Raw genomic sequence first — 21,671 nt, 5'->3', positions numbered from 1 at the left:
TAAAGTCGGCGTTTATTAGGCTAGGCTTTAAAGCCGCGATGCACTGCCACGATACCGAACGTTAAATTATTATAATCGCACTTCTCAAAGCCTGCTTGCTCCATCATCTGCTTTAATGACTGCTGATCTGGATGCATCCGAATTGACTCGGCTAGATAGCGATAGCTTTCAGAATCGTTCGCCACAATCTTGCCCATCAGTGGCAGTGCGGTAAATGAGTATAAATCGTACGCTTTAGATAACGGCTCAAAGATAGGTTTTGAGAACTCTAAAATCAATAAACGACCGCCTGGCTTAAGGACGCGATACATGGCACGTAGTGCGGCGTCTTTATCGGTTACGTTACGTAGACCGAAACTAATCGTCAATAAGTCAAAACTATTATCTTCAAATGGCGCAAGCGTTTCCGCATTCGCTAATACAAAGTCAACGTTATTACAACCGGCATTAATCAAACGCTCACGACCCACTTCTAGCATTGCCGCATTGATATCGGATAATACTACGTGACCATTCTTACCCACTTCACGGCTAAATACTTTTGCCAAGTCACCTGTGCCGCCTGCGATATCAAGCACATGCTGACCTGCACGCACACCAGATAAGCTGATGGCATAACGTTTCCATAAACGATGGATACCAAATGACATTAAGTCATTCATAATGTCATATTTTTTGGCAACAGACGTAAAGACATCGGCAACGCGCGCTTGTTTTTCAGCTTTATTCACAGTTTCATAGCCGAAATGAGTTTCTTCTGCGCCATCAGTATCTGACGTATGCGGATTATTAATATCATCACGCTGATTAAAAGTAGCTTGTTTTGGCGCTTGCGTATTAGAGTGGGCTGGCGTGTTGCTATTTAGCATCGTTGTTTGTTGTCCTTGCGGTGTACCCGTTGGTAAGTCTTGTACTTGGGTAAAGTCACTGGCTTGGTTGTGTTCTATGGTAGCACGATTTTCGATGACTTGATTCAGCGCATGGCTATTACGTGCTTGTGCTTTGGCGCTGATATCTTGACTATGAGCAATACTGTCTTTGACCAGTTTATCTTGAATATGGCTGTGTCCAGTTTGCTGATTAGCAGAATTCGCGCTATCACTATCTAAGTGGTCACTATCTAAATGAACGTTTGAGTTATCAGTCATAAGAGTATCCGGTTATTTGTTGTTATGTTTATCAATGGAACGCCATGAAGCTATGATACAGCAAATGCAGAAACGTTGCCTTTATTGGCAGGCGCATGAATTTGGTCAATAATCAGCAGCTCACGCTTGCAGAAGGGTTCAATAAAACCACCAACGCTATCAAGTGGTTTCATTGCTTTGAAGCCGGCATCGATAAAGTCATACATTGGCTGAAAGTTATGGCTATAGGCAGTGTTTTTAGCCAGTGCAAATACCTTTTTTAACATAAACGAGTTGAGATACTTATCTGTACGATAACAAACATCTTTAAGATTATTGATTTGCGTACGGCGTTCGCCTGCTTCATCAACCGCTTGATAAGCAGCAAGCATATTTTCTTCATTAACTGGCAACTCTTGCGCCAATAACCATTCCGCCAAGTGCATATCTAATTCAATCGCTAAAATTGCTGCCTGAATCGCTAAACTACCCGTCTCAAGTACCGTCTCTTTTGCTAAGCGCTCAAGCTTTTTAGCTTTAGGTAAAATACGTTCTAATTGTTTGGCTAATAGTTTAAATTCGCCACCACCATACAATTGGGTAAGAAAATAATCTGCCATCGGTCTGTTTTTTGGCTGCTCAAATAATTCGTTATGTGTACGCTGAATACGCGCCCGTTGCCATGCTTGAACTTCGACAAGCTTAGATTCAAGAGCAGCGTCTTGGTGGTAAGGCAGCGCCCAATAACGGGTTAAATGGTTTTGTAGCTCAGATAATGCAGACATGGCAGACAATCCTCTATAAATAAAAATAATTGGTAAAAAAATAGTGTTAAGTCTAAAAGCTTTCAGGGCATTGCTTATAAAAAAATAGGTATAAACCGCACCGTTATAAATTGAAGGCTTATAAAACGGCTTATTATAAAAGCGTTAATAAGCGTTAGTATAAAGCATTCTCCTATTATAGTCCGTCACCTTAAAATAAAGTAAGACAGAATACAAATGCCAAATGGTTACACAGCAATGCGATTTACAGTTTCTACGAGTGCTATTATTCATAGATGACCGATATGTATTTATAAATGACTGATATGCAATCATCACCATTAATCATATGATAATGAGAATAAAAATGCCAAAAAATAAATCAAAGCATCAGCAAGAAAATCACTTGTCTGAAAATCCGCAACTTCCACAAGCTGTGAGTGCCCAATTTAGTGAAGACGTAATCAATCAGCTTCTCATCCCTAATCCGTTAAGTCAGTTTTCGATGGATAAAGACGCGCTTAGATTGGCATTAGTTACTGCCCAATTTGCCCTACGCGCCACGCGTCAGCAAACACCGCCAACGACCAATAAACCGACGGGGCTGCTAGTATTGGTTAATGGAATGGAGCAGGCAGGTAAGGGCACGGCGGTCACACAACTGCGGGAATGGGTCGATCCGCGCTTATTAAAAGTTGAGGCGACGATTGGTTATCCCTCATTAAACCATCAACCGATTTGGCAGGCGCATATCAAAGCCATGCCGCGTCACGGTGATGTGATGGTTTATTTTGGTAACTGGTATGCCGACTTGCTATATAACATCATGCGCATGGTGAGCACTGATTTCCCAAGTGATGAAAAGTCTACTAAGAATAAGAAAAGTAATAAAAAATCCGCTAAAAATAAAACTGCTAAAAATAAGCAGCCAGATTTAAAGCAAGCGCTTCCTATTGCAAAGTGGCAAGATTATTTACAGCAGCAACTCATTGAACTACAGGCTTTTGAGCGTGACCTTGCGGTTAACCACACCAAATTACTAAAGTGTTGGTTTCATGTCGATGCTGAAACACTACAAGCGCGGTTAAATGATGAGGAAGTGGATCCCAAGTTTTTATACCAAATGGATTGGAGTAATGCTGAGGTCTTAGCACAATTTAACGAGGTTGCAGCCATGCTGTTGAGCCAACAAGGCGACTGGGTCATCATTGATGGCGGAGATAAATCACAGGCAGCGACCCGTTTTTGTCATGAAGTGCTACAAGCAATGCAAGGTGCACTAGCCAGTAGTCATGTGTCTGTTGACGATAACCTTAGCAGTAATGATAGCAATACTAGTCAGATTGATAAAAACGGTAATGATAAATCTACTAAAGCGGCTGATAACATAAATTTGGCTAATGAAAATTCAGCCAATACAAATTTGCGTCAAGATTTATTGATATTTACGCCAGTCGAAATACCCAAATTACTGACAGATATTGGTAATCCTGACATTGATAAAGCTGTTTATCATGAGCAGATTGCTGCAAAACAAGCCAAGCTTGCTGAGCTTTTACGCGCGCGTGGCGGTCGTCATGTAGTATTTGCCTTTGAAGGTATGGATGCAGCGGGCAAGGGCGGGGCGATTAAAAGGCTAGTTGCACCTCTTGATCCGCGCGAATATCAAATTTATAATATTGGCGCACCGATGCTCTATGAATTACAGCATCCGTATTTGTGGCGGTTTTGGACGCGACTTCCTAATGAGCAAACTGACCGTATTAGTCGTATCGCCATCTTCGATCGCACCTGGTATGGCAGGGTTTTGGTTGAGCGTATTGAGAGTTTGGCAACTGCTGATGAATGGCAACGCGCCTATGCCGAGATTAATCGCTTTGAGGGAGATTTAGTGGCAGCCGACACCATTGTGCTGAAATACTGGCTGGCCATTGATAAAAAAGAGCAGTTAGCCCGCTTTGAAAGTCGTGATGACACCCCGCACAAGCAATTTAAACTCACCGATGAAGATTGGCGTAACCGCGAGAAGTGGGAAGACTATGTACAAGCAGCGGCAGATATGCTGGCACGTACTGATACCGTTGCTGCGCCGTGGTGTGTAGTGGCGACCAATGACAAGCGCTATGCGCGTTTGCAGGTACTTGAACACGCCATTACGCAGCTTGAAAACAGTTTATAACCTCTTTTAATATCGTTGTCCTAAAAAATTTATCATCTTCAACATGCATTATGTATGTATTTTGAATATAATAGGCACGCGATAACAGACGCAAATCAATAGTATCGCCATTTACGTGCCTATTTATCATTTTATTTTCGTCTGTCATCACTGCCTGCACATACAGTGGAATAGTTAAGTTATAAAACGATAAGCAACAAAAGTGACGTCATATAAAGTCGCTTTAATTGCTAATTGTTTGGCTGTCTACTGTTATGTCACCTGCCGTATCGCTTTCATTTTACGTTTTTTAATACACGTTTATTATAATTAGTTTCACTCTAATGGCAGCTGATTATTCAAAGTAATCTGCGCCTACCGTTTTATATTAGTTTTAAATTAAGAGGAGATGGCATTGTCTAATGTATGTACTCTATAACTTACGTCAGACCTCATTTTTATAAACTAAGTCTACGTCACTTATAGAGTTGTGCTGTTTGTTTATTGATACAGCGCACACATACAAGCAATGCTATCAATTGCATTATCTTCACCCAGTTTACGCAAGGCATACCAATCTATGGGTATTAGCAACCAGTCTATAAAGCCGGCTAGCACCGGCACTATGAAAGTTAATATATTTTTCGCCCTTCTTCTAGTCGGGATGACCAGCTACTTTTTGTGGTGGGGTTTCGATTACACCTTGCACCAGCAGACGCCGCTATTTATTGTTGCCACGGCTTTTGGTGTCTTTATGGCATTTAATATTGGCGGTAATGACGTTGCCAATTCATTTGGTACCTCAGTTGGGGCAGGGACGTTAACGATTCCGCAGGCGCTCGGTATCGCTGCGATATTTGAGGTGTCAGGAGCAGTGCTGGCAGGCGGTGAGGTGACCAATACCATTCGTAGCGGCATTGTCGATTTAGATGGTTTATCAGTCACACCCAATCAGTTCATTTATGTCATGCTATCAGCGCTCATCGCTGCTGCATTTTGGCTACTGTTTGCCACCAAAAAAGGTCTACCCGTTTCGACCACGCACGCTATTATCGGCGGTATAGTGGGCAGCTCCATTGTATTGGGTGTCACTTTAGGTGGTACTGAAATGGCGTTATCTGCCGTAAATTGGGGTCAGATTGGCACGATCGCTATTTCTTGGGTAATATCACCGCTACTAGGCGGCGTGCTTTCTTATATTTTATATGGTCAGATTAAGAAAAATATCATTGAGTACAATGATAGAACAGAGGCGCATCTTGTCACTCTAAAAGACAATAAAAAAGTGCTAAAGCAAACGCACAAACAATATTTAGACAGCTTGACAGAGTCAGAACAGTTGGCTTATACCTCAGCGATGTTACGTGATCAAGAAATCTATAGAGATGATGATTGCGTTGTCGAAGATTTAGAAACAGATTATTACAAAGAACTTTATGAGCTTGAAAACGAGCGTAGCAACCTTGATACCCTAAAAGCACTGAAAAAATGGGTACCTATTATCGCTGCTGCAGGCGCGGCAGTCATGACGGCGATGGTGGTGTTTAAAGGTCTAAAAAACGTCAATGGTGATATGACTAATCTAAATGGCTTATTGATCATGGGCATGATCGCAGCACTAGTGTGGCTTGCTACCTTTATCTATACCAAAAGTATACGCGGTAAGCATAAAGAAGACTTGACCAAAGCCACCTTTATCATGTTTAGCTGGATGCAGGTCTTTACGGCGTCTGCTTTTGCCTTTAGTCATGGCTCAAACGATATTGCCAACGCTGTTGGTCCTTTTGCTGCGATTATGGACGTTATCCGTACTAATACCATCGCTACAGAAGCAGCAGTACCACCTGCTGTCATGCTAACCTTTGGTGTCGCACTGATTGTAGGTTTATGGTTTATTGGTAAAGAAGTGATTCAGACGGTTGGTACAAATTTGGCAAAAATGCATCCGGCTTCTGGCTTTTCAGCCGAGCTTGCTGCTGCTGCTGTCGTTATGGGCGCATCAACGATGGGTCTACCTGTATCAAGTACGCATACCTTAGTTGGTGCGGTTTTGGGCATTGGTATCGTCAATAGAGACACCAATTGGGCGCTGATGAAGCCTATTGGATTGGCGTGGATTATTACCCTTCCTGCCGCAGCTTTAATGTCGGCAATCAGTTATATGATATTAACCAGCATCTTTTAGTTTTTAAGCCATAGAGTCGGTAAATAAGGCTTTATGTCTTCCTTTAAATGTAAAAAAACGCTTATCGGCATCAAGCCCATAAGCGTTTTTTTACATTTAAAATCAGACAGTACGAACTTATCTTATGAATGATCCGTTCGTACTGTCTATCACAGCTTAGTTTGTACCATATTGCAGACGTTTTTTAGCAAAGAAGCGATCCAAGCGATCCATCGCATCTTCTAAATCTTGCATATTAGGCAAGAACACGAGACGGAAATGGTCAGGCGCATCCCAGTTAAAGCCAGTACCTTGTACCATCAACACGTTTTCTTCAAGCAATAAGTCCATCATAAAATCCATGTCGTTTTTAACAGGATATACGGCAGGATCTATTTTAGGGAAGCAATAGAAAGCACCCTGTGGCATGGTGCATGAAATACCCGGAATGGCATTAAGGCGTGAAATGGCAAGCTCACGTTGTTTGTGTAAGCGACCTTTTTCTGAGGTCAGCTCTTTCATGCTTTGATAGCCGCCCATTGCGGTTTGAATGGCATATTGTCCTGGCACGTTTGAGCACAGACGCATTGACGCAAGCATAGTCAGACCTTCAATAAAGTCAGATGCATGCTGTTTTTTACCTGATAACATCATCCAGCCCGCACGGAAACCTGCAATACGGTGTGATTTTGATAGACCATTATAAGATAGCACCAATACATCATCAGTCAGGGTACACATTGGTGTATGTACGGTATTGTCATAAAGAACGCGATCGTATATTTCATCAGCCATAATAATCAAATCATGCTGTATAGCCACTTCGATGATTTGCTTTAAGATGTCATCTGAATATAAGGCACCAGTAGGGTTGTTGGGGTTAATAACCACAATACCTTTAGTCTTGCTGGTGATTTTCGATTTAATATCTTCGATATCAGGTTGCCAATTATCGTCTTCATTACAACGATAATGTACCGCAGTACCACCAGCGAGGTTAGTCGCCGCTGTCCACAATGGATAATCTGGCATTGGAATCAACACCTCATCACCATCATTCAGCAATGCTTGCATAGTCATGACGATTAATTCAGATACGCCATTACCCAAATACACATCGCCCACATTAACAGCAGAATGTAAGCCCTTTGATTGGTAATAATGCAAAACCGCTTTGCGGGCCGCAAAGATACCTTGTGAATCCGAGTAACCAATCGCTTCAGGCAAATTCAGTGCCACATCACGTAGGATTTCATGTGGCGCATGTAGACCAAAAGGAGCTGGATTACCAATGTTTAACTTTAAAATACGTTGACCTTCCGCTTCCATCTTATTGGCTGTTTGCAATAATGGACCACGAATGTCATAGCAAACGTTTTGTAACTTATCAGATTTTTTTAATAAGGTCATAGAACTGCCATCCATAGTTGTGCTATCGGGTGAGGGTTGTTTGTTTGGGTGAGCCATAGCTTCTAAATGCTCGTTTTGAGTCATCAAGGGTGAATCAGGGGTATCTTGCGTACTGCTAGCAGTATCTAAGGTAGCTTCTTGCTCGCTCGTATGATTTGCGTTGGTAGTCATAAATCCCTTCTTATTATTGTCCATTGTGGTTTGGTTGTTGTCCGCTTGGTTACTGTCTGCTTGATTATTATGCGCTTTGTTATCTTGATTCTTATTAATGGTAGCATTGTCATCATTAATAGCAACGTTCAGATCGCCTCTTAATAAATAGCCCTCGCTACAGCCTAAGATACGCGCCAGTACCGGAAGCTTTGAGGAAACAATTCCATTAGTACCACGCTCCCAATTAGAAATAGCGCCGCGACTGACTTTTGTGCCAGCTTGGGTCATTGCCTGTGCTAATTGTTCAGCGGTCATGCCTTTGTCACGGCGCAACCTTGCTAAACGCTCAGCTTGAGCCTGTTTATCCTTGTCACTATTCATAATCGTTCAAGCCTTTTATATAAATTTCACAAAATTTACTTTGGTAATCTTTAATGCGTATCCATTAAAACCATTATTTTTTAATATTTTTATATGCCTAAGTTATTCTAATAATATTAGGTCGTATTCGTTGTGAATCATAAAGCAAGATTATCTTGCTTTATCCAACTGTTAATGCAAGATTTTATGGTATTAATATACTAAGAGCAAGCCATTTTTTGTAATAATTGCAAGCATAACTTGCAATTATCTCTCTGCTGGTACTGCTAGATTACTGATTATGCGAGCTAAGCATAACGCATTTGCGAAGCTGATTTTCTATTAGCATCTATTTTATAAAAAATCTTAATAATGTATTAAGTGATTGAATAAACTGTAAATAATAGCGTGACTATTTAGTAAAGATTAAGTAAAAATGATACAGAGCCATTGCGTGAACAGTAGGAAATATTATATCTTGGCAGACAGTATTGCTATTCATAGGATACACCTGAACCCTAAATAAGGAATAACCATGCAAGACCATCAACTGACTCAAGAAGAGATTGCACAGTTAACAGAAGCAGATTGGAAACAACGCCTCAGCGCTGACGAATATCATGTCATGCGCGAAAAAGGCACTGAGCGTCCCTTTACTGGCGTTTATAACGACACTAACGATAAAGGTATCTATCGCTGTAAAGGCTGCGGTGCTAAATTATTCGACTCTGAAAGCAAATTTGAAGCCAGTTGTGGCTGGCCAAGTTTCGACCAAGGCATCGATAATAAGGCTATTACAGAGCACGTGGACAACTCACTAGGCATGACCCGCACAGAAGTTACTTGTAGTAACTGTAATGCACATTTAGGGCACGTATTCCCTGACGGTCCACGTGAGACCACTGGTATGCGCTATTGCATCAATTCAGTCTCTATCGATTTAGATAAAGAAGATAAGTAGCTCATTAGAAAATTGTGCCGATTGCTAGTAGGATAAGTGTGTCAATTAAACACACTTATCCTACTAACTGGCTATTCTTACTAATGAACCATCAGTTGAAGTCGTTTAAATAAATTGTTTTTAAATCAATCATAAAAATAATCGATTAAAATAAGGACATATTATGAGCACTATTTATGAGTTTAGCGCCGAGCATATGGATGGTACACCGCAAGAATTTGCGGACTATAAAGGGAAAGTGTTACTTATCGTCAATACCGCCAGTAAATGTGGCTTTACCCCGCAGTTTGAAGGTTTAGAGGCATTGTATCAACAATATAAAGCTCAAGGATTGATGGTTATCGGCTTTCCTTGTAATCAATTTGGTAACCAAGACCCTGGTAGTAATTATGAGATAGGCGCATTTTGTCAAAAGAATTACGGCGTAACTTTTCCAATGATGGCAAAGATAGATGTCAACGGCAGCAATGCCCATCCAATCTTTGACTGGCTAAAAGAGCAGAAGGGTGGGGTGTTAACCGATGGTATCAAATGGAACTTTACTAAGTTCTTAGTGGGTAGTGATGGGCAAGTCATTGATCGCTATGCACCTACCATCAAGCCTGAAGCTATAAAAGCAGATATTGAACAAGCATTAGCCAATCGTCAGTAATCACTTAGCAAAATTATTTAGCGTATATAAAAATATAAAGACAGTAAAAACAATAACTTGTCAGAATTAAGCGTAAATAGTCATAAAATAAGCTACAAAAAGGTAAATAATATTTGACACGCCACTATAAATCTATATAATGAGCACCCACAGCAACGGGCTTTAATGAGTTCCAACGCTGTTAGATTTATCATTAAGATATTTCAAATGTTAACTAAAGAATGACTCCTCTAGTTAATAAAGCAATTCAGGGTGATTAGCTCAGTTGGTAGAGCGTCTGCCTTACACGCAGAATGTCGGCGGTTCGAGCCCGTCATCACCCACCACTCTTTTAGCGAAGTGGGCTCCTTAATAAGAGCAAGACGCTAAAAACGACCTAAGCAGCGGTAGTTCAGTTGGTTAGAATACCGGCCTGTCACGCCGGGGGTCGCGGGTTCGAGTCCCGTCCGCTGCGCCATATTTAAAACTTAGTTAACTTTTTAAGTTTAAGCAAAGTTTCAACCTCAAGTATTCGTTTACTTGAGGTTTTTTTGTGTTCGTTTATTTAAACGGCTTGTGTGTCAGGCGGGTTATTGTTCACGCCAGTGCAACCACAAGCGCGTATCTAGCTCAAACTGATGGTAATTAGGCTCAATATGGCAGCATAATTGATAAAAAGCTTTGTTATGCTCTTTTTCTCTAAAGTGGGCGAGTTCATGCACGACTATCATGCGCAAAAACTCCGGTGGCGCTTCTTTGAATAAGCTCGCTACCGTGATGCTATTATGTGCTCTGAGCTTATTACCTTGCACCCGAGATTGGTAAATATGCACGCCCAGCGCATCTTTAAGTACCTTAAGTTTACTATTATAACTGACTTGAGATAGTGAGCTGTTTTTGCGCATATACTGATTTTTTATCTCGTTTACATAGTCATATAGCGCCTTATCGCTTTGTATTTGATGCTTGCTGGGATAGTTTTTTTCAATATAGTCTCCTAAACGACCACTGCTAATCAGTGTGGCTGCTTGGGATTGAATATGTTCGGGGTAATGAGCAATATACTTTAAGGTAGTCACCGATTTTATCCTTTACGCTACGCTTTAGTGCGTGATTAGTATCATCAACGAATGCTTGCAGCACTGCAAAATATTAGGACAACCATATAAGAAGACATACATGGTTTGGATGTGCTTTAAATTGTATTTTTAATGCTGCTCTGTTGATTGTATCACTATTTTAAGTAGCGATATAATTATCAGCGTCTGCCATTCTATAGCGAAGAGATAGGGTGTTTAGCGGTGAAATACAGACTGTCATTGAGGGGTGAAAACCGTCACTTGCTTACCGTTATTGCTACAATTTGCGCTATTTTTATTACTGGCAGTTGTCATCCTATCATTTTCAACCATGAAACTATTTTCGCTAGAAAAAACATGGTCAACGGTTAGTGTTTTTTCGTTAGTAGCAATAATAGCAGCAGATTCTGGTTGAAAAATTTCTGCTGCCATTGGTAGGATGGCAAACGAAGAGGTAACGGGTACTATTGCGAGTGCAAGTGTTGTTAAGCTCAGTAGTACTTGGGGTTTTATACGAGCAAAATGATTCATCGTTAGATTATTCCTTTGTACATATATCGTTGCTCACCATATGGGTGATGAGCTAGAACCTAAACTGAATACTTAAACTCAGTTAAAAAGCGCTATTAAACCTATATTAATGAGAGGTTTAATAGCGCTATCAAATCTACCTTGCATGATTAACGACGATTGTTTTGATTGTATATATTATTTTGATTATGCTTGTTCTGGTTGTATTTGCCTTGATTATGACCATTTTGATGACCACGTTGCGCTCTATTTTGAGCTCTCATTTTTTCTAACTGATTGCGCTGTGATACGGTCAGCACTTTTGAAATTGCGGCATAGTTATTTTTATAGCCATTTTTACCATTGTTATGATTCGATTTTTGAATGGCTTGAATTTGGCTTTTTTGTCTACTGGTTAAGTTCAATTTAGATAATGAACCGCTATTTACATTCATTCCGTGGTGCGTAGGGTTATACGGTGCTGCGTTGGCTTGACCAACCATGGCTACACAGGTAGAGATTGCTAATACTGAGCCTACGGCTATTTTCTTTAACATAGTAATTTTCATCGTTATTTCCTTTGTAGTTTATATTTGATATTCGATATTCGATATTAGTTTTGGAGAAACTTTGTTTGAAACTCAGTCGTTTGAGAATACATTGCTCAAATAGGCTGGTAATATTTTGTTCTATCGACAAAGGAAATGATAAACGATTCTGGTGTTGCGTAGATTTATGAAACTTAAAGAAAAGTAACGACTGTGGCTGAATGGCGTGTACTTATTACCTGTCTGCTAGTGCCTTGTTAAATGCAGGTAATGGCGAGATTATGATTTAGTTTTGTTGTGATAAATGAGGTGGCGCTGCTAGTGAAAACTGGTGGTCAAAGCTTGTAATATAACTGCGCAACAGTCATAAAAAAGTGAATTAAACACTGGGTAAAATAGGTATCCAAAACACCAAAGCCAATAGCGTGACCAGTAAGACGGGCGGTGTAATGAGTAGTCCAACTTTCATATATTGACCCCAGCTGATTCGATAGTCCTTTTCTGCCAGTACGTGTAACCATAACAAGGTTGCTAGGCTACCAATGGGGGTGAATTTGGGTCCTAAGTCGTTACCAATAACATTGGCATAAATCATCAGCTCTCGCGTTGCTGCGGGAACTTGGGCGCTGTCAATTGCCAACGCACCCACTAACGTTGATGGCATATTGTTCATGACCGAAGCCACAACCGCGGATAAAAACCCCGTGCCTAATGTGGCAACAATATTACCTTGTTGACCGAGCCAATTGAGTATCTGCGCCCCATATTGAGTAAGTCCCGCATTGCCTAAACCATAAACGACTAAATACATACCGATTGAAAATAAGACGATTTGCCAAGGTGCTTTACGGAGAATGTTGCGCACAGAAATCGTTGCGCCGCAACCACTTCGCCAAAACCGCGAGGCAATTGCCATTAATATAATGGCGGCGGCACCAGTGACCAAGGATATTGGTAACCCCAAAGATTCAGTAGCAAAATAAGCCACCAGTAATAACGTTAGAAGCGGAAAAGCAGTGCGAAAAACTAAAGGGTCGATAATAGCAGACTGTGGTGAAATGAGATGGGCGGTTGAATAAGTCGTTGGAATGTGGCGCGCATATACGACCCATAACACCACTAGCGTTGCTAACACAGAAACGATATTGACCGGAACCATGACAAGAGCATAACGACCAAAACCAATATCAAAATAATTAGCACTGACTATATTAACCAGATTAGAAGTAACTAACGGTAAACTTGCCGTATCGGCAATAAAGCCAGTGGCAATAATAAAAGCCAATGCTGATTTGGGTGAAAAATCAAGTCGTAGTAGGATAGCGATAACAATCGGTGTCAACAGTAACGCTGCGCCATCGTTAGCAAAAAATGCGGATATCAATGCGCCTAACATCACAATCATCGGAAACAAAAGTCGTCCTTGACCATTGCCCAATCGCGCCACATGTAAGGCTGCCCAACCAAAAAATCCTGCCTCATCTAAAATGAGTGAGATGATAATCAGCGCAACAAAGGTAAAAGTCGCGTCCCACACAATTTCCCATATGATAGCGATATCGGCTAAATGCACCACACCAAAAGCCAGTGCCACTAATGCACCGCCCAAGGCACTCCATCCAATGCCTAATTCTTTAGGTTGCCAAATTACTAAGATTAAGGTCACGATAAAAATCGCTAGTGCTAACATGAAGTCGCCTTAATAAACCAACGATGTGAAAGGTAATTTACGTTATAGCGATTTTTGATTGACACGCTGTGAGACTTGTTCTGCGCTTTCCACTCGTTCGGAATAGCGATCCGTCAGATAGGCGGCACGTCCGCGCGTGAGCCATGTGAATTTCACCAATTCCTCGCAGACATCGACGACACGCTGATATAAAGGTGAGTTCAGCATACGATTGTTATCATCGAATTCTAAAAAAGCTTTCGGGATAGAGGATTGATTGGGTATGGTAATCATGCGCATCCAACGACCCAAAATACGCAATTGATTGACGGTATTAAAGCTCTGACTGCCGCCACTGACTTGCATGACGGCTAAGGTTTTGCCTTGTGTCGGACGCACGCCACCAAGCGATAGTGGTATCCAATCAATTTGTGCTTTCATAATGCTGGTCATACTGCCATGGCGTTCGGGACTGACCCAAAGCATGCCTTCTGACCACTGCGCAAGCTCACGTAGCTCTTGAACTTTTTGATGATTCACATCGGCATCATCGGGCAGCGGTAGCCCTGATGGGTTAAAGGTGCGCACCTCGCAACCATACCAGCGCAACAGGCGACTGGCTTCTTCTGCGACCATCTTAGAAAACGAGCGTTCACGAAGTGAGCCGTATAATACGAGTATTTTGGGTGGGTGCTGCGGGTCACTTGTCCCAATTAATGAGGCAATATCGATAGGCTGTAGTTCATTCACATCAATGTTAGGCAAGTCAGTAAGGCTAATAGGATTACTTATCGAATCAAGCGTCAGGTTAGCGTTAGGATTTTTGATAACGTTGCCATCTTCTTTTGTATAATTACTCACTGGATTATCTAATAATTCAAACACCCGTTCTGAAGGACGACACAACGCTGCCCCTTTATCTGTGACCACAATAGGACGATTTATTAAAATAGGGTGCGCTATCATGGCGTCAATAAGTTGCTTATCGGATAATTTTGCATCATCTATCCCCAAAGCAACCGTTTCTTTTTGCCGTAATAATTCACGCGGCGAGATATTCATTAAAGCGAGTAGCTCAATTAAGTAGTTATAAGTCGGCGGGGTTTTAAGATATTCGATTATATTTGGGTGCTCACCTGAAGCTTGCATGATCGCTAAAGTATTACGAGACGTACCACAGTTAGAGTTATGAAAAATTATCGGTGTCATAGTGTTCTTATATTTTTGTGTATTGTTGAATGGATACGTATTAATTTTTAACCTAATTACTTGGTTGTACAGCCGTTTATGTTATCTACAAGTAAGTTATCTAAAAGGGCGCTACATAATTCAGGATGACCGGCACAGCAGTCTTGTAATAGAAATTGAATGACGGCTTCCATATGTGATAATGACGCGCGATAGATAATCTGACGACTTTGCCGTTGCGAAACTACCCATCCAGCACGCGCCAGCACAGATAAATGTGCTGACATGGTGTTGTGAGGTACGGCTAGCTGGCGAGCAATTTCACCGGCAGGTAATCCGTCGGGCTCATGATTGACCAGCAATCTAAAAGCTTTTAATCGAGTGTCTTGAGAGAGTGCCGCAAAGCTGGCTGTTGCATTAGTTATTTCCATATGTCCGATAATATAGACATGTGGAAATAAATCAAGAGAATAATAGGGGAGGTCACTATTACTCTCTTGTAATGAAAGTAAGCGAACGGTCTAGGTAATTACATTGCAGCAAGCTGCTTTAAAATGCTGCTGTAATTTTCGACGCCTTGAGCACCACTGATTAAATGCTGACCATTAAAGATAACTGCCGGTACACTTTGGATACCTTGTGAGCGTGACTGTTGTTCGGACTCGCGCACTACTTTAGCAAAACGCTGATCGTCAAGAATGGCTAACGCTTCGGCATGATTCAAGCCTATTTCTGCAGCGACGTCCGCTAAGACAGTTTTGTTTGAGAGGTCACGATTATTGGTGAAGTGAGCGCTGAATAGAGCTTGTTTTAAATCGTTTGCGCGTCCATATTGATGCGCCCAATGGAGCAGCTGATGCACGTTGAAGGTATTATGTACCCGCGTGTCAGCATTAAAGTTGAACTCAAATCCGGCATCTGCACCGGCTGCCGTTATTCTATCGCGGCTTTCCTGCACTTCTTCTGCACTGCGTCCGTATTTTTGGGCTGAATGTTCACGCAGATTTTGTCCATCCAGTGACATATCAGGATTTAGCTCAAACGGATGCCAGTGAATTTCATACGCGGTATTGGTCTGTTTTAAGGCTTCGACAAGCTGACGATAGCCGATGACGCACCAAGGACATACAATATCCGATACGATATCTATTTGTAATGGCTTATCTGAATGTTGCATAGTCGTTCTCGTTAATAGGGGTTGGTAGGTGTTAATAATATATGGTTGACGATAAGTGAGATTACAACCTACAAAATTTAGTGTGTTACGATTGGGTTAGAGGCTTATATTACATTTTTCTTTACAGCCAGTTTTTCTAGCAGTATTTATAAAGGAGCTTATTGATGAAACGCACCAAACAATTACAACCCTTATCCCGCCAACACCATCTTGGTCTTAATCTCTCTCACCATGCGAAAGAATGCGGTGATAATCCTGAAGAAATAACCAAACATTGGCAAATATTAACGTCTTATCTGGCGGATATGCACGAGCATTTCCGAATTGAAGATAACTTAATCGTTAATGCGTTATTGCCTTATCAGTCAGCCAATCCTGAGGTTGCATCTGTACTGGCTACTCTTGAGAAACAGCATAGACTGCTGTATGAACTGACAACAAATAGCGACGATAAAATCACGGTTATTCAAGTCAGAAAACTGGCGACTTCGTTATACGATCATATTCGCTTTGAGGAACGTGAGTTGTATCCGATAGTGGGAAAATATCTCACAGAAGAGGAGCTTGATGCCATTTATAAGGCGAGCCCAGATGATATTAAACACATAGACGAGCAGCGATAATTAGCACTACTACTATAAAAAAAGATAAAAAAAAAGAGTATTCCTTAAAAATGCTTATTAAGGAATACTCTTTTTTTATTTTAAGCGCTTACGTTTTAATAATAGCGTTAGCCTATTTGTAGGCTCATTTTAGGACCAAAGGGTTCGTAATGAACGCTATCAACGCCATGCTCTAACGACGTTAAACCATCAATGATACATTCCATAAACGGCATTGAACCACACACATAAATATCCGCAGGCTTCGGTAAGGTGTCTAACCATGCGTTATCTAAGATTTGTCCTTCCTCAAAATAGAAGATATGTTTTTGAACATTCTCCGCTGACTCTAAAAGCGTATTAACCGTCTCATTAAAGGCATGATGGTCTTTATTTTGACACGCATATACCCAAATAATCGGTCGTTTAGGATTGGCGGTCACTTGCGCTTCTAACATTGACAGAACTGGTGTCACACCGACACCTGCACTGATAAACACTAATGGAATTTCATTTTGAGTGATAAGTGCAGCATCTAAAGCAAAGTCACCTGCTGGTGCAGACAATAGCACCGTATTACCGACTTGTAGCTCATCGTGTAGATAGTTGGAAACCAAGCCATTATGTTCGTTACGATTGTCGCGTCTAACGGCGAATTGGATACCCGTATCGGTATTGGCTGAATATAAAGAGTAGTGACGTAGGGCTAAATGGTCGCTATTTTTAGGATCCGTTTTTACCGTGATGTATTGACCGGCAGTTAAGTTGAGTTTACTCAAATCAATATTTTGCGTGTTGTCTACGCCATCATTGACAGGTACGACAGTAAACGCAGCAATATCAGTGGCGGCGACTATTTTTTCAACGACTTTAAATGGCGCAAAGCCTTCCCACATTTCTGCTTCATACATACCGTGTTCGATTTGAATAAAAACACTGGCAATCTCATCATAAGCTTCTGCCCACGCGTTGATAATCTCGTCCGTCGCGGCATCACCAAGGACTTGTTTAATAGCGCCAAGTAAGTGCTTACCGACAATGGGGTAATGCTCTGGCAAAATTTGTAGGGCGCGATGCTTGTGACTTATTTGTGTCACTTGTGGCAGTAAGGTCGCTAAGTTTTCCAAATGCTTGGCGGCGGCTAAAACGGTCGATGCTAATGCGGTCTGCTGACGACCTAATTTTTGATTGGTTTCATTAAAAATATCTAGCAGCTCAGGATGTTCAACGAACATATTTTGATAGAATACTTTGGTGATAGCGGTGCCATGTTCTTCGAGTACAGGAACCGTTGCTTTGACAATATTAATGGTTTGAGTGGAAGCCATGAGATGGTCCTTTTGAGTGTTGCATGATAAATGTTTCAGCATAAATAAATAGTGCTGTGTTCAGCATTAAGCTTTGCCTAAGCCTGCTTTTGCCCAACATCCCGATAGCGCCATTATCTTAAAATTCCAGATTTTAAAGCTCCAGCTAAACCCATAAAAAAACCTCAAGGCTATAAGTATAGGCGCTTGAGGTTTTCTATTGGCTGATGACCTTAATAAGGCGAGAAGTAAAGGTCAGGATATCAATAACTGGTTAGCGCATATCTCTATCTAATTATACTCTTTTTCTTAACAATGTTAAAACCCTGAATAATAAGTCACGCGATTATCACGTAAAAAGCCAGCCAATCCTAATCCGTAGCGCTGAGCAACACGCACCGCCGTACTGGTAGGCGCGGACATACCAACCAGCCACGGTATTTGGATACGAATAGATTTTTGTACCAGCTCAATCGACAATCGTGAAGTCATGACCACGCACTCAATATCCGCTTTATGCCGCAGCTTCCAACCAATCAGCTTATCAAGGGCATTATGCCGACCGACATCTTCAAACAGCTGCAATTGCTCGTGATGCAGCGTGGCGGCAGCGTGAACTGCGCCTGTTAATTGGTGCGTATATTGTGCTGCGTCAATTTTTGCGCGTATATTTAACAAATAATCGAGCGTTGGCATATAGGTTGTAATTTGAGAGTTATCTTGCTGATTGTGTTGTGGCTTATTTTTCGCATAGCTGCTTAAATCGGGCAACGCTTGCGTCAGTCCAGTAATACCGCACATACCACAACCTGTACGCCCTGAAAGTTGGCGTTTTTGGTCTTGGATACGTTGATGACAGCGCTGATTTAACTCCAGTTCCACCACATAAATATCGTAATCTTGCAGCTGTTCAACGAGCTTTGATGCGTTAATATCATCGTTTGAATGGTCGCTAAACTTATAAAAATTGGCGTTATCCGTCAGTTGCGTCACTTCCCAATCAAGCAGCTCATGACTATGCTGAATTAAACCTTCACTAAATAAAAAACCAATAGCTAAATATTCTAACTGGCTTGGACTCGCCATTAGTACCGCATAATGGATACCATTAATAACGATTGCCACTGCCGCTTCTACTACCAAATTATCTTGAGCATTATGAATATCAAGCTGGAGCGTATCATCATTAACATCATTATTAATAACCTTGCTACTGATATTATTAATACCATGGCGCTTATTCTTAATTCCAGAATAAGAGTGTTGCTGCGTTGCATGCTCGCGCGCCAGTGGCGTTTCTGGCACGTCTGTTACGCCCATATCTAGTAATTCAGTATCTAACAATAAAGACTTATAATTAGACGTCATAAGTGCTCATTCTTAATATCACGCATAATTTATTAATAGCTGTCATCCTTTAATCCTATCCATTCTCAATACTTTTTAAGCTAAATCAGTTAATTTATCAGTTACCTTAACTCTTTTTAAAACCACCGTGACTGACTTATAAGAGGGAATATGGGAGTCGGGAGCATGAGTGTCTAAATCGAGCAAATCATTACATTCAGGATAGTAGGTCGCGACGGCATTGGCGGCAATATCCATTTCAGTTAGGATAAGTGGTCCTAGCGTTCGTGCCTGATTATGACTGTCTTGGCGTGACACCATGACGGTATCGCCTTTTTGCCAGCCTAAGCGCTTCATCTCGTCAGGGTGCATAAATAATACATCGCGGCGATTGGTTTGGCGATAGCGATCTTGATAACCAAAAATCATGGTATTAAATTGGTCATGACTGCGAACACTGGTGAGTTGCCACACTGCTTGTTCATGAGATTGGGCATTATTAAGTTGATTGGTAATAATTTGCGTATTTAATGAACGTTTAAGATTTGCTGTATCATTTGCCATTTGATCAGCAACATAAGTAATGGAGTATTTCGGTACTTCAAATTGTGCCTTACCACTGTCTGTATGCCACTCGCGATGGCGTGCCGGATGATATAAATTAAAGCCGCGCTCAGCGGTACGGATACGCTGATTGAAATCTTCAAAACCATCAATGGCTTGCGCAATATAGTCACGCGTGACATCAAAATCTTCACTCATGGCTTGCCAAGGAATTGTGGACTCAGCGCCAAATAGTTGGGTAGCAATATCGGCGACAATTTGTGCTTCAGACTTTAGCGTTTTACTGATAGGTTTTAGATGACCTTGAGTCGCTACAATTCGGCACATAGAATCTTCAATGGTGGCAAACTGTTCGCCATGAGCGGTGATTAAGCGTTCGGTACGACCGATGCAAGGTAAAATCAGATTGTGCTTAGCCGGATAGAGCATGGTTTCATTGAGTTTGGTTGCCACAAAAACATTCAGCTGATTTTGGGTTAATGCCTGTTGAATGGTACTGGTATCAGGCGCGGCAACGGAGAAATTACCGCCCATGCTCATAAAGACTTTAATATTACCCGCTATCATTGCTTTTGCACCAGCAACGACATCAAGACCATTCTCTTGCGGCATAGGATGATTAAACACGTGCTCTATACTGTCAAGTAAGCTCTGTTTAGGGCGCTCATGAATGCCCATTGTCCGATCGCCTTGCACATTGGAGTGCCCGCGAACCGGTGACGCGCCCGCACCGTCAATACCAATCATGCCCATTAATAACAATAAATTGGTAATCATGGCGACATTATCATCGCCTTGTACGTGCTGGGTTATGCCCATACCCCACGTGCAAATCGTTGCTGGACTGTCAGCAATAAGACCCGCAAGATTAATAATATCTGGCTGCGCAATACCACAACCACGCTCAATATCTGCCCATGATTGTTGCTGAATCCATTGCTTTAACGTCTCAAAACCTGAAGTATGGGTTTGGATAAAGTCGTTATTCATTTTATCATTTGCAATCAGCCATTTTGCGATACCGGTTAGCAGCGCCGCATCACCGCCGATTTGGATCTGAATCACATCATCTACCATGATGTCACTTTGTCCTGCCACCATATGGGTTGGTTTTTGCGGATTTCTAAATTTACGTAAGCCTTGTTCGCGCATGGGATTAACAGAGATAATTCGGCAGCCTTGCTTGTGCGCATGAGCTAGCATCTCTAGCATGCGTGGATGATTGGTGGCTGGATTTTGCCCAAACATAATAATCAGCTTAGCTTGCTCAAAGTCTTCTAACACTACCGTGGCTTTGCCAATACCCAACTGCTTACCTAACATCACCGACGTTGGCTCATGACACATATTGGAGCAGTCAGGCAAATTATTCGTCCCAAAGCAACGGACAAACAGCTGATACATAAAAGCTGGCTCGTTAGTGACGCGACCTGAAGTATAAAATAACGCCTCATCTGGTGAATCCAGTTGTTGTAATTGCTGAGCGATTCGTGCGTAAGCGTCCTGCCAAGAGATAGGTACATAATGGTCTTGAGCTGCATCATAATATAGCGGCTCTGATAAGCGACCAATATGCTCAAGCTCATAACCCGACCACCTTTGCAGCTCGGTCACTGTATGCTTGGCAAAAAATGCCGCATCAGCACGTGTTGACATCGCTTCACTGGCAATCACTTTGATACCGGTTTCACAAACATCCAGTGTTTTATAGCTTTTATGATCAGGCCATGCGCAGCCCGGACAGTCAAAGCCGCCTTTGGGTTGGTTGCTGCCTAACACACTGATACTACCGCGCAAAAACGCCTTGTAATCCATCAGTTTACGAGCAGAAGCAATCAGCGCAGGCCAACCGGCTGCAGGATGCGTATAAACAGGAATCTTGCGCATGACAAATCCTTGATAAAGGCTAATGATTTAATAATAGTAAATGATATGCGTAGAATAGCCAGTAG

18 protein-coding genes, 2 tRNA genes and 1 pseudogene are annotated in these 21,671 nt (G+C 41.7%); 7 read left to right on the top strand and 14 right to left on the bottom strand.

The features are described from left to right. Window positions 1-20: 20 nt before the first annotated feature. Both ubiE and AOC03_RS02820 read right to left on the bottom strand, forming a co-directional pair. Window positions 21-1,148, bottom strand: coding sequence for a bifunctional demethylmenaquinone methyltransferase/2-methoxy-6-polyprenyl-1,4-benzoquinol methylase UbiE (gene ubiE / locus AOC03_RS02825; RefSeq protein WP_062533505.1), 1,128 nt, complete (start codon window positions 1,146-1,148; stop codon window positions 21-23). Between the two features lie 50 nt (window positions 1,149-1,198). Then, window positions 1,199-1,912 (bottom strand): FFLEELY motif protein, encoded by a 714-nt coding sequence (locus AOC03_RS02820; RefSeq protein ID WP_062533504.1) that lies wholly within the window; start codon window positions 1,910-1,912, stop codon window positions 1,199-1,201. A 346-nt stretch (window positions 1,913-2,258) separates the two neighbouring features. Here AOC03_RS02820 and AOC03_RS02815 point away from each other — a divergent pair, with 346 nt between their 5' ends. Together AOC03_RS02815 and AOC03_RS02810 are read left to right on the top strand one after the other, a co-directional pair. Next, window positions 2,259-4,070, top strand: coding sequence for an ATPase (locus AOC03_RS02815; protein WP_084785750.1), 1,812 nt, complete (start codon window positions 2,259-2,261; stop codon window positions 4,068-4,070). Between the two features lie 559 nt (window positions 4,071-4,629). Then, a complete protein-coding gene (locus tag AOC03_RS02810) occupies window positions 4,630-6,234 on the top strand; it encodes an inorganic phosphate transporter (RefSeq protein WP_062533503.1) in 1,605 nt (534 codons plus the stop codon). Between the two features lie 156 nt (window positions 6,235-6,390). Here the strand turns inward: AOC03_RS02810 and AOC03_RS02805 are convergent, their stop codons facing one another. Continuing rightward, window positions 6,391-8,157, bottom strand: coding sequence for an aminotransferase class I/II-fold pyridoxal phosphate-dependent enzyme (locus AOC03_RS02805; protein WP_062533502.1), 1,767 nt, complete (start codon window positions 8,155-8,157; stop codon window positions 6,391-6,393). Window positions 8,158-8,671: 514 nt separating this feature from the next. On the opposite strand from AOC03_RS02805, the gene msrB reads away from it, so the two are divergent. From msrB to AOC03_RS02785, 4 genes are all read left to right on the top strand, one after another. Then, window positions 8,672-9,097, top strand: a complete 426-nt coding sequence (gene msrB / locus AOC03_RS02800) for a peptide-methionine (R)-S-oxide reductase MsrB (protein ID WP_062533501.1) — start codon at window positions 8,672-8,674, stop codon at window positions 9,095-9,097. A gap of 163 nt (window positions 9,098-9,260) precedes the next feature. Next, a complete protein-coding gene (locus AOC03_RS02795; RefSeq protein ID WP_062533500.1) occupies window positions 9,261-9,749 on the top strand; it encodes a glutathione peroxidase in 489 nt (162 codons plus the stop codon). Between the two features lie 250 nt (window positions 9,750-9,999). Beyond that, a tRNA-Val gene (locus AOC03_RS02790) sits at window positions 10,000-10,075 on the top strand. 54 nt (window positions 10,076-10,129) lie between these two features. Continuing rightward, a tRNA-Asp gene (locus AOC03_RS02785) sits at window positions 10,130-10,206 on the top strand. A 112-nt stretch (window positions 10,207-10,318) separates the two neighbouring features. Here AOC03_RS02785 and AOC03_RS02780 read toward each other — a convergent pair. From AOC03_RS02780 to AOC03_RS02750, 8 genes and pseudogenes are all read right to left on the bottom strand, one after another. After that, on the bottom strand, window positions 10,319-10,807 hold the full coding sequence (locus AOC03_RS02780) for a M48 family metallopeptidase (RefSeq protein WP_062533499.1): 489 nt from the start codon (window positions 10,805-10,807) through the stop codon (window positions 10,319-10,321). Window positions 10,808-11,044: 237 nt separating this feature from the next. Continuing rightward, window positions 11,045-11,338 (bottom strand): hypothetical protein, encoded by a 294-nt coding sequence (locus AOC03_RS02775; RefSeq protein WP_062533498.1) that lies wholly within the window; start codon window positions 11,336-11,338, stop codon window positions 11,045-11,047. 149 nt (window positions 11,339-11,487) lie between these two features. Next, window positions 11,488-11,886: a hypothetical protein gene (locus tag AOC03_RS02770; RefSeq protein ID WP_062533497.1), complete on the bottom strand. Its 399-nt coding sequence runs from the start codon at window positions 11,884-11,886 to the stop codon at window positions 11,488-11,490. 358 nt (window positions 11,887-12,244) lie between these two features. Beyond that, window positions 12,245-13,555 (bottom strand): arsenic transporter, encoded by a 1,311-nt coding sequence (locus tag AOC03_RS02765; RefSeq protein ID WP_062533496.1) that lies wholly within the window; start codon window positions 13,553-13,555, stop codon window positions 12,245-12,247. Between the two features lie 42 nt (window positions 13,556-13,597). After that, a complete protein-coding gene (arsH, locus tag AOC03_RS12835; protein WP_420480449.1) occupies window positions 13,598-14,314 on the bottom strand; it encodes an arsenical resistance protein ArsH in 717 nt (238 codons plus the stop codon). 150 nt (window positions 14,315-14,464) lie between these two features. Continuing rightward, window positions 14,465-14,683 (bottom strand): annotated as a pseudogene (locus AOC03_RS12920) (ArsC/Spx/MgsR family protein); the annotation flags it as partial. Window positions 14,684-14,799: 116 nt separating this feature from the next. Next, a complete protein-coding gene (locus tag AOC03_RS02755; protein WP_062533495.1) occupies window positions 14,800-15,153 on the bottom strand; it encodes an ArsR/SmtB family transcription factor in 354 nt (117 codons plus the stop codon). Window positions 15,154-15,251: 98 nt separating this feature from the next. Further along, window positions 15,252-15,899 carry a DsbA family oxidoreductase gene (locus AOC03_RS02750; protein WP_062533494.1) on the bottom strand — a complete coding sequence of 216 codons (648 nt, stop codon included), beginning with the start codon at window positions 15,897-15,899 and terminating at the stop codon, window positions 15,252-15,254. 164 nt (window positions 15,900-16,063) lie between these two features. Between AOC03_RS02750 and AOC03_RS02745 the strand changes: the two genes are divergently transcribed. Continuing rightward, window positions 16,064-16,522 carry a hemerythrin domain-containing protein gene (locus AOC03_RS02745; protein ID WP_062533493.1) on the top strand — a complete coding sequence of 153 codons (459 nt, stop codon included), beginning with the start codon at window positions 16,064-16,066 and terminating at the stop codon, window positions 16,520-16,522. A 107-nt stretch (window positions 16,523-16,629) separates the two neighbouring features. On the opposite strand, the gene AOC03_RS02740 is transcribed toward AOC03_RS02745, so the two are convergent. The 3 genes from AOC03_RS02740 to AOC03_RS02730 form a co-directional block, all read right to left on the bottom strand. Beyond that, window positions 16,630-17,829 (bottom strand): globin domain-containing protein, encoded by a 1,200-nt coding sequence (locus AOC03_RS02740; protein WP_062533492.1) that lies wholly within the window; start codon window positions 17,827-17,829, stop codon window positions 16,630-16,632. A gap of 297 nt (window positions 17,830-18,126) precedes the next feature. Next, on the bottom strand, window positions 18,127-19,176 hold the full coding sequence (locus AOC03_RS02735; protein ID WP_227514275.1) for a formate dehydrogenase accessory sulfurtransferase FdhD: 1,050 nt from the start codon (window positions 19,174-19,176) through the stop codon (window positions 18,127-18,129). 75 nt (window positions 19,177-19,251) lie between these two features. Continuing rightward, the gene (locus tag AOC03_RS02730; RefSeq protein WP_062533491.1) at window positions 19,252-21,606 is read right to left on the bottom strand and encodes an FdhF/YdeP family oxidoreductase; all 2,355 of its coding nucleotides are present in this window, start codon (window positions 21,604-21,606) and stop codon (window positions 19,252-19,254) included. Window positions 21,607-21,671: the final 65 nt, after the last annotated feature.

The organism is Psychrobacter urativorans (assembly GCF_001298525.1).
GTDB classification, from domain to species: Bacteria; Pseudomonadota; Gammaproteobacteria; order Pseudomonadales; family Moraxellaceae; genus Psychrobacter; species Psychrobacter urativorans_A.
Note: the sequence above shows the minus strand (reverse complement) of the source record. Positions and strands in the feature narration are given on the sequence as shown.

Excerpts from the sequence above, each read along its gene's own strand:
- AOC03_RS02740 (WP_062533492.1), bottom strand. The coding sequence starts at position 17,829 with ATGGCTTCCACTCAAACCATTAATATTGTCAAAGCAACGGTTCCTGTA.
- AOC03_RS02750 (WP_062533494.1), bottom strand. The coding sequence starts at position 15,899 with ATGCAACATTCAGATAAGCCATTACAAATAGATATCGTATCGGATATT.
- AOC03_RS02765 (WP_062533496.1), bottom strand. The coding sequence starts at position 13,555 with ATGTTAGCACTAGCGATTTTTATCGTGACCTTAATCTTAGTAATTTGG.
- AOC03_RS02775 (WP_062533498.1), bottom strand. The coding sequence starts at position 11,338 with ATGAATCATTTTGCTCGTATAAAACCCCAAGTACTACTGAGCTTAACA.
- AOC03_RS02820 (WP_062533504.1), bottom strand. The coding sequence starts at position 1,912 with ATGTCTGCATTATCTGAGCTACAAAACCATTTAACCCGTTATTGGGCG.
- AOC03_RS02805 (WP_062533502.1), bottom strand. The coding sequence starts at position 8,157 with ATGAATAGTGACAAGGATAAACAGGCTCAAGCTGAGCGTTTAGCAAGG.
- AOC03_RS02810 (WP_062533503.1), top strand. The coding sequence starts at position 4,630 with ATGGGTATTAGCAACCAGTCTATAAAGCCGGCTAGCACCGGCACTATG.
- ubiE (WP_062533505.1), bottom strand. The coding sequence starts at position 1,148 with ATGACTGATAACTCAAACGTTCATTTAGATAGTGACCACTTAGATAGT.
- AOC03_RS02735 (WP_227514275.1), bottom strand. The coding sequence starts at position 19,176 with ATGACGTCTAATTATAAGTCTTTATTGTTAGATACTGAATTACTAGAT.
- AOC03_RS02795 (WP_062533500.1), top strand. The coding sequence starts at position 9,261 with ATGAGCACTATTTATGAGTTTAGCGCCGAGCATATGGATGGTACACCG.
- AOC03_RS02755 (WP_062533495.1), bottom strand. The coding sequence starts at position 15,153 with ATGGAAATAACTAATGCAACAGCCAGCTTTGCGGCACTCTCTCAAGAC.
- msrB (WP_062533501.1), top strand. The coding sequence starts at position 8,672 with ATGCAAGACCATCAACTGACTCAAGAAGAGATTGCACAGTTAACAGAA.
- AOC03_RS02815 (WP_084785750.1), top strand. The coding sequence starts at position 2,259 with ATGCCAAAAAATAAATCAAAGCATCAGCAAGAAAATCACTTGTCTGAA.
- AOC03_RS02730 (WP_062533491.1), bottom strand. The coding sequence starts at position 21,606 with ATGCGCAAGATTCCTGTTTATACGCATCCTGCAGCCGGTTGGCCTGCG.
- AOC03_RS02770 (WP_062533497.1), bottom strand. The coding sequence starts at position 11,886 with ATGAAAATTACTATGTTAAAGAAAATAGCCGTAGGCTCAGTATTAGCA.
- AOC03_RS02745 (WP_062533493.1), top strand. The coding sequence starts at position 16,064 with ATGAAACGCACCAAACAATTACAACCCTTATCCCGCCAACACCATCTT.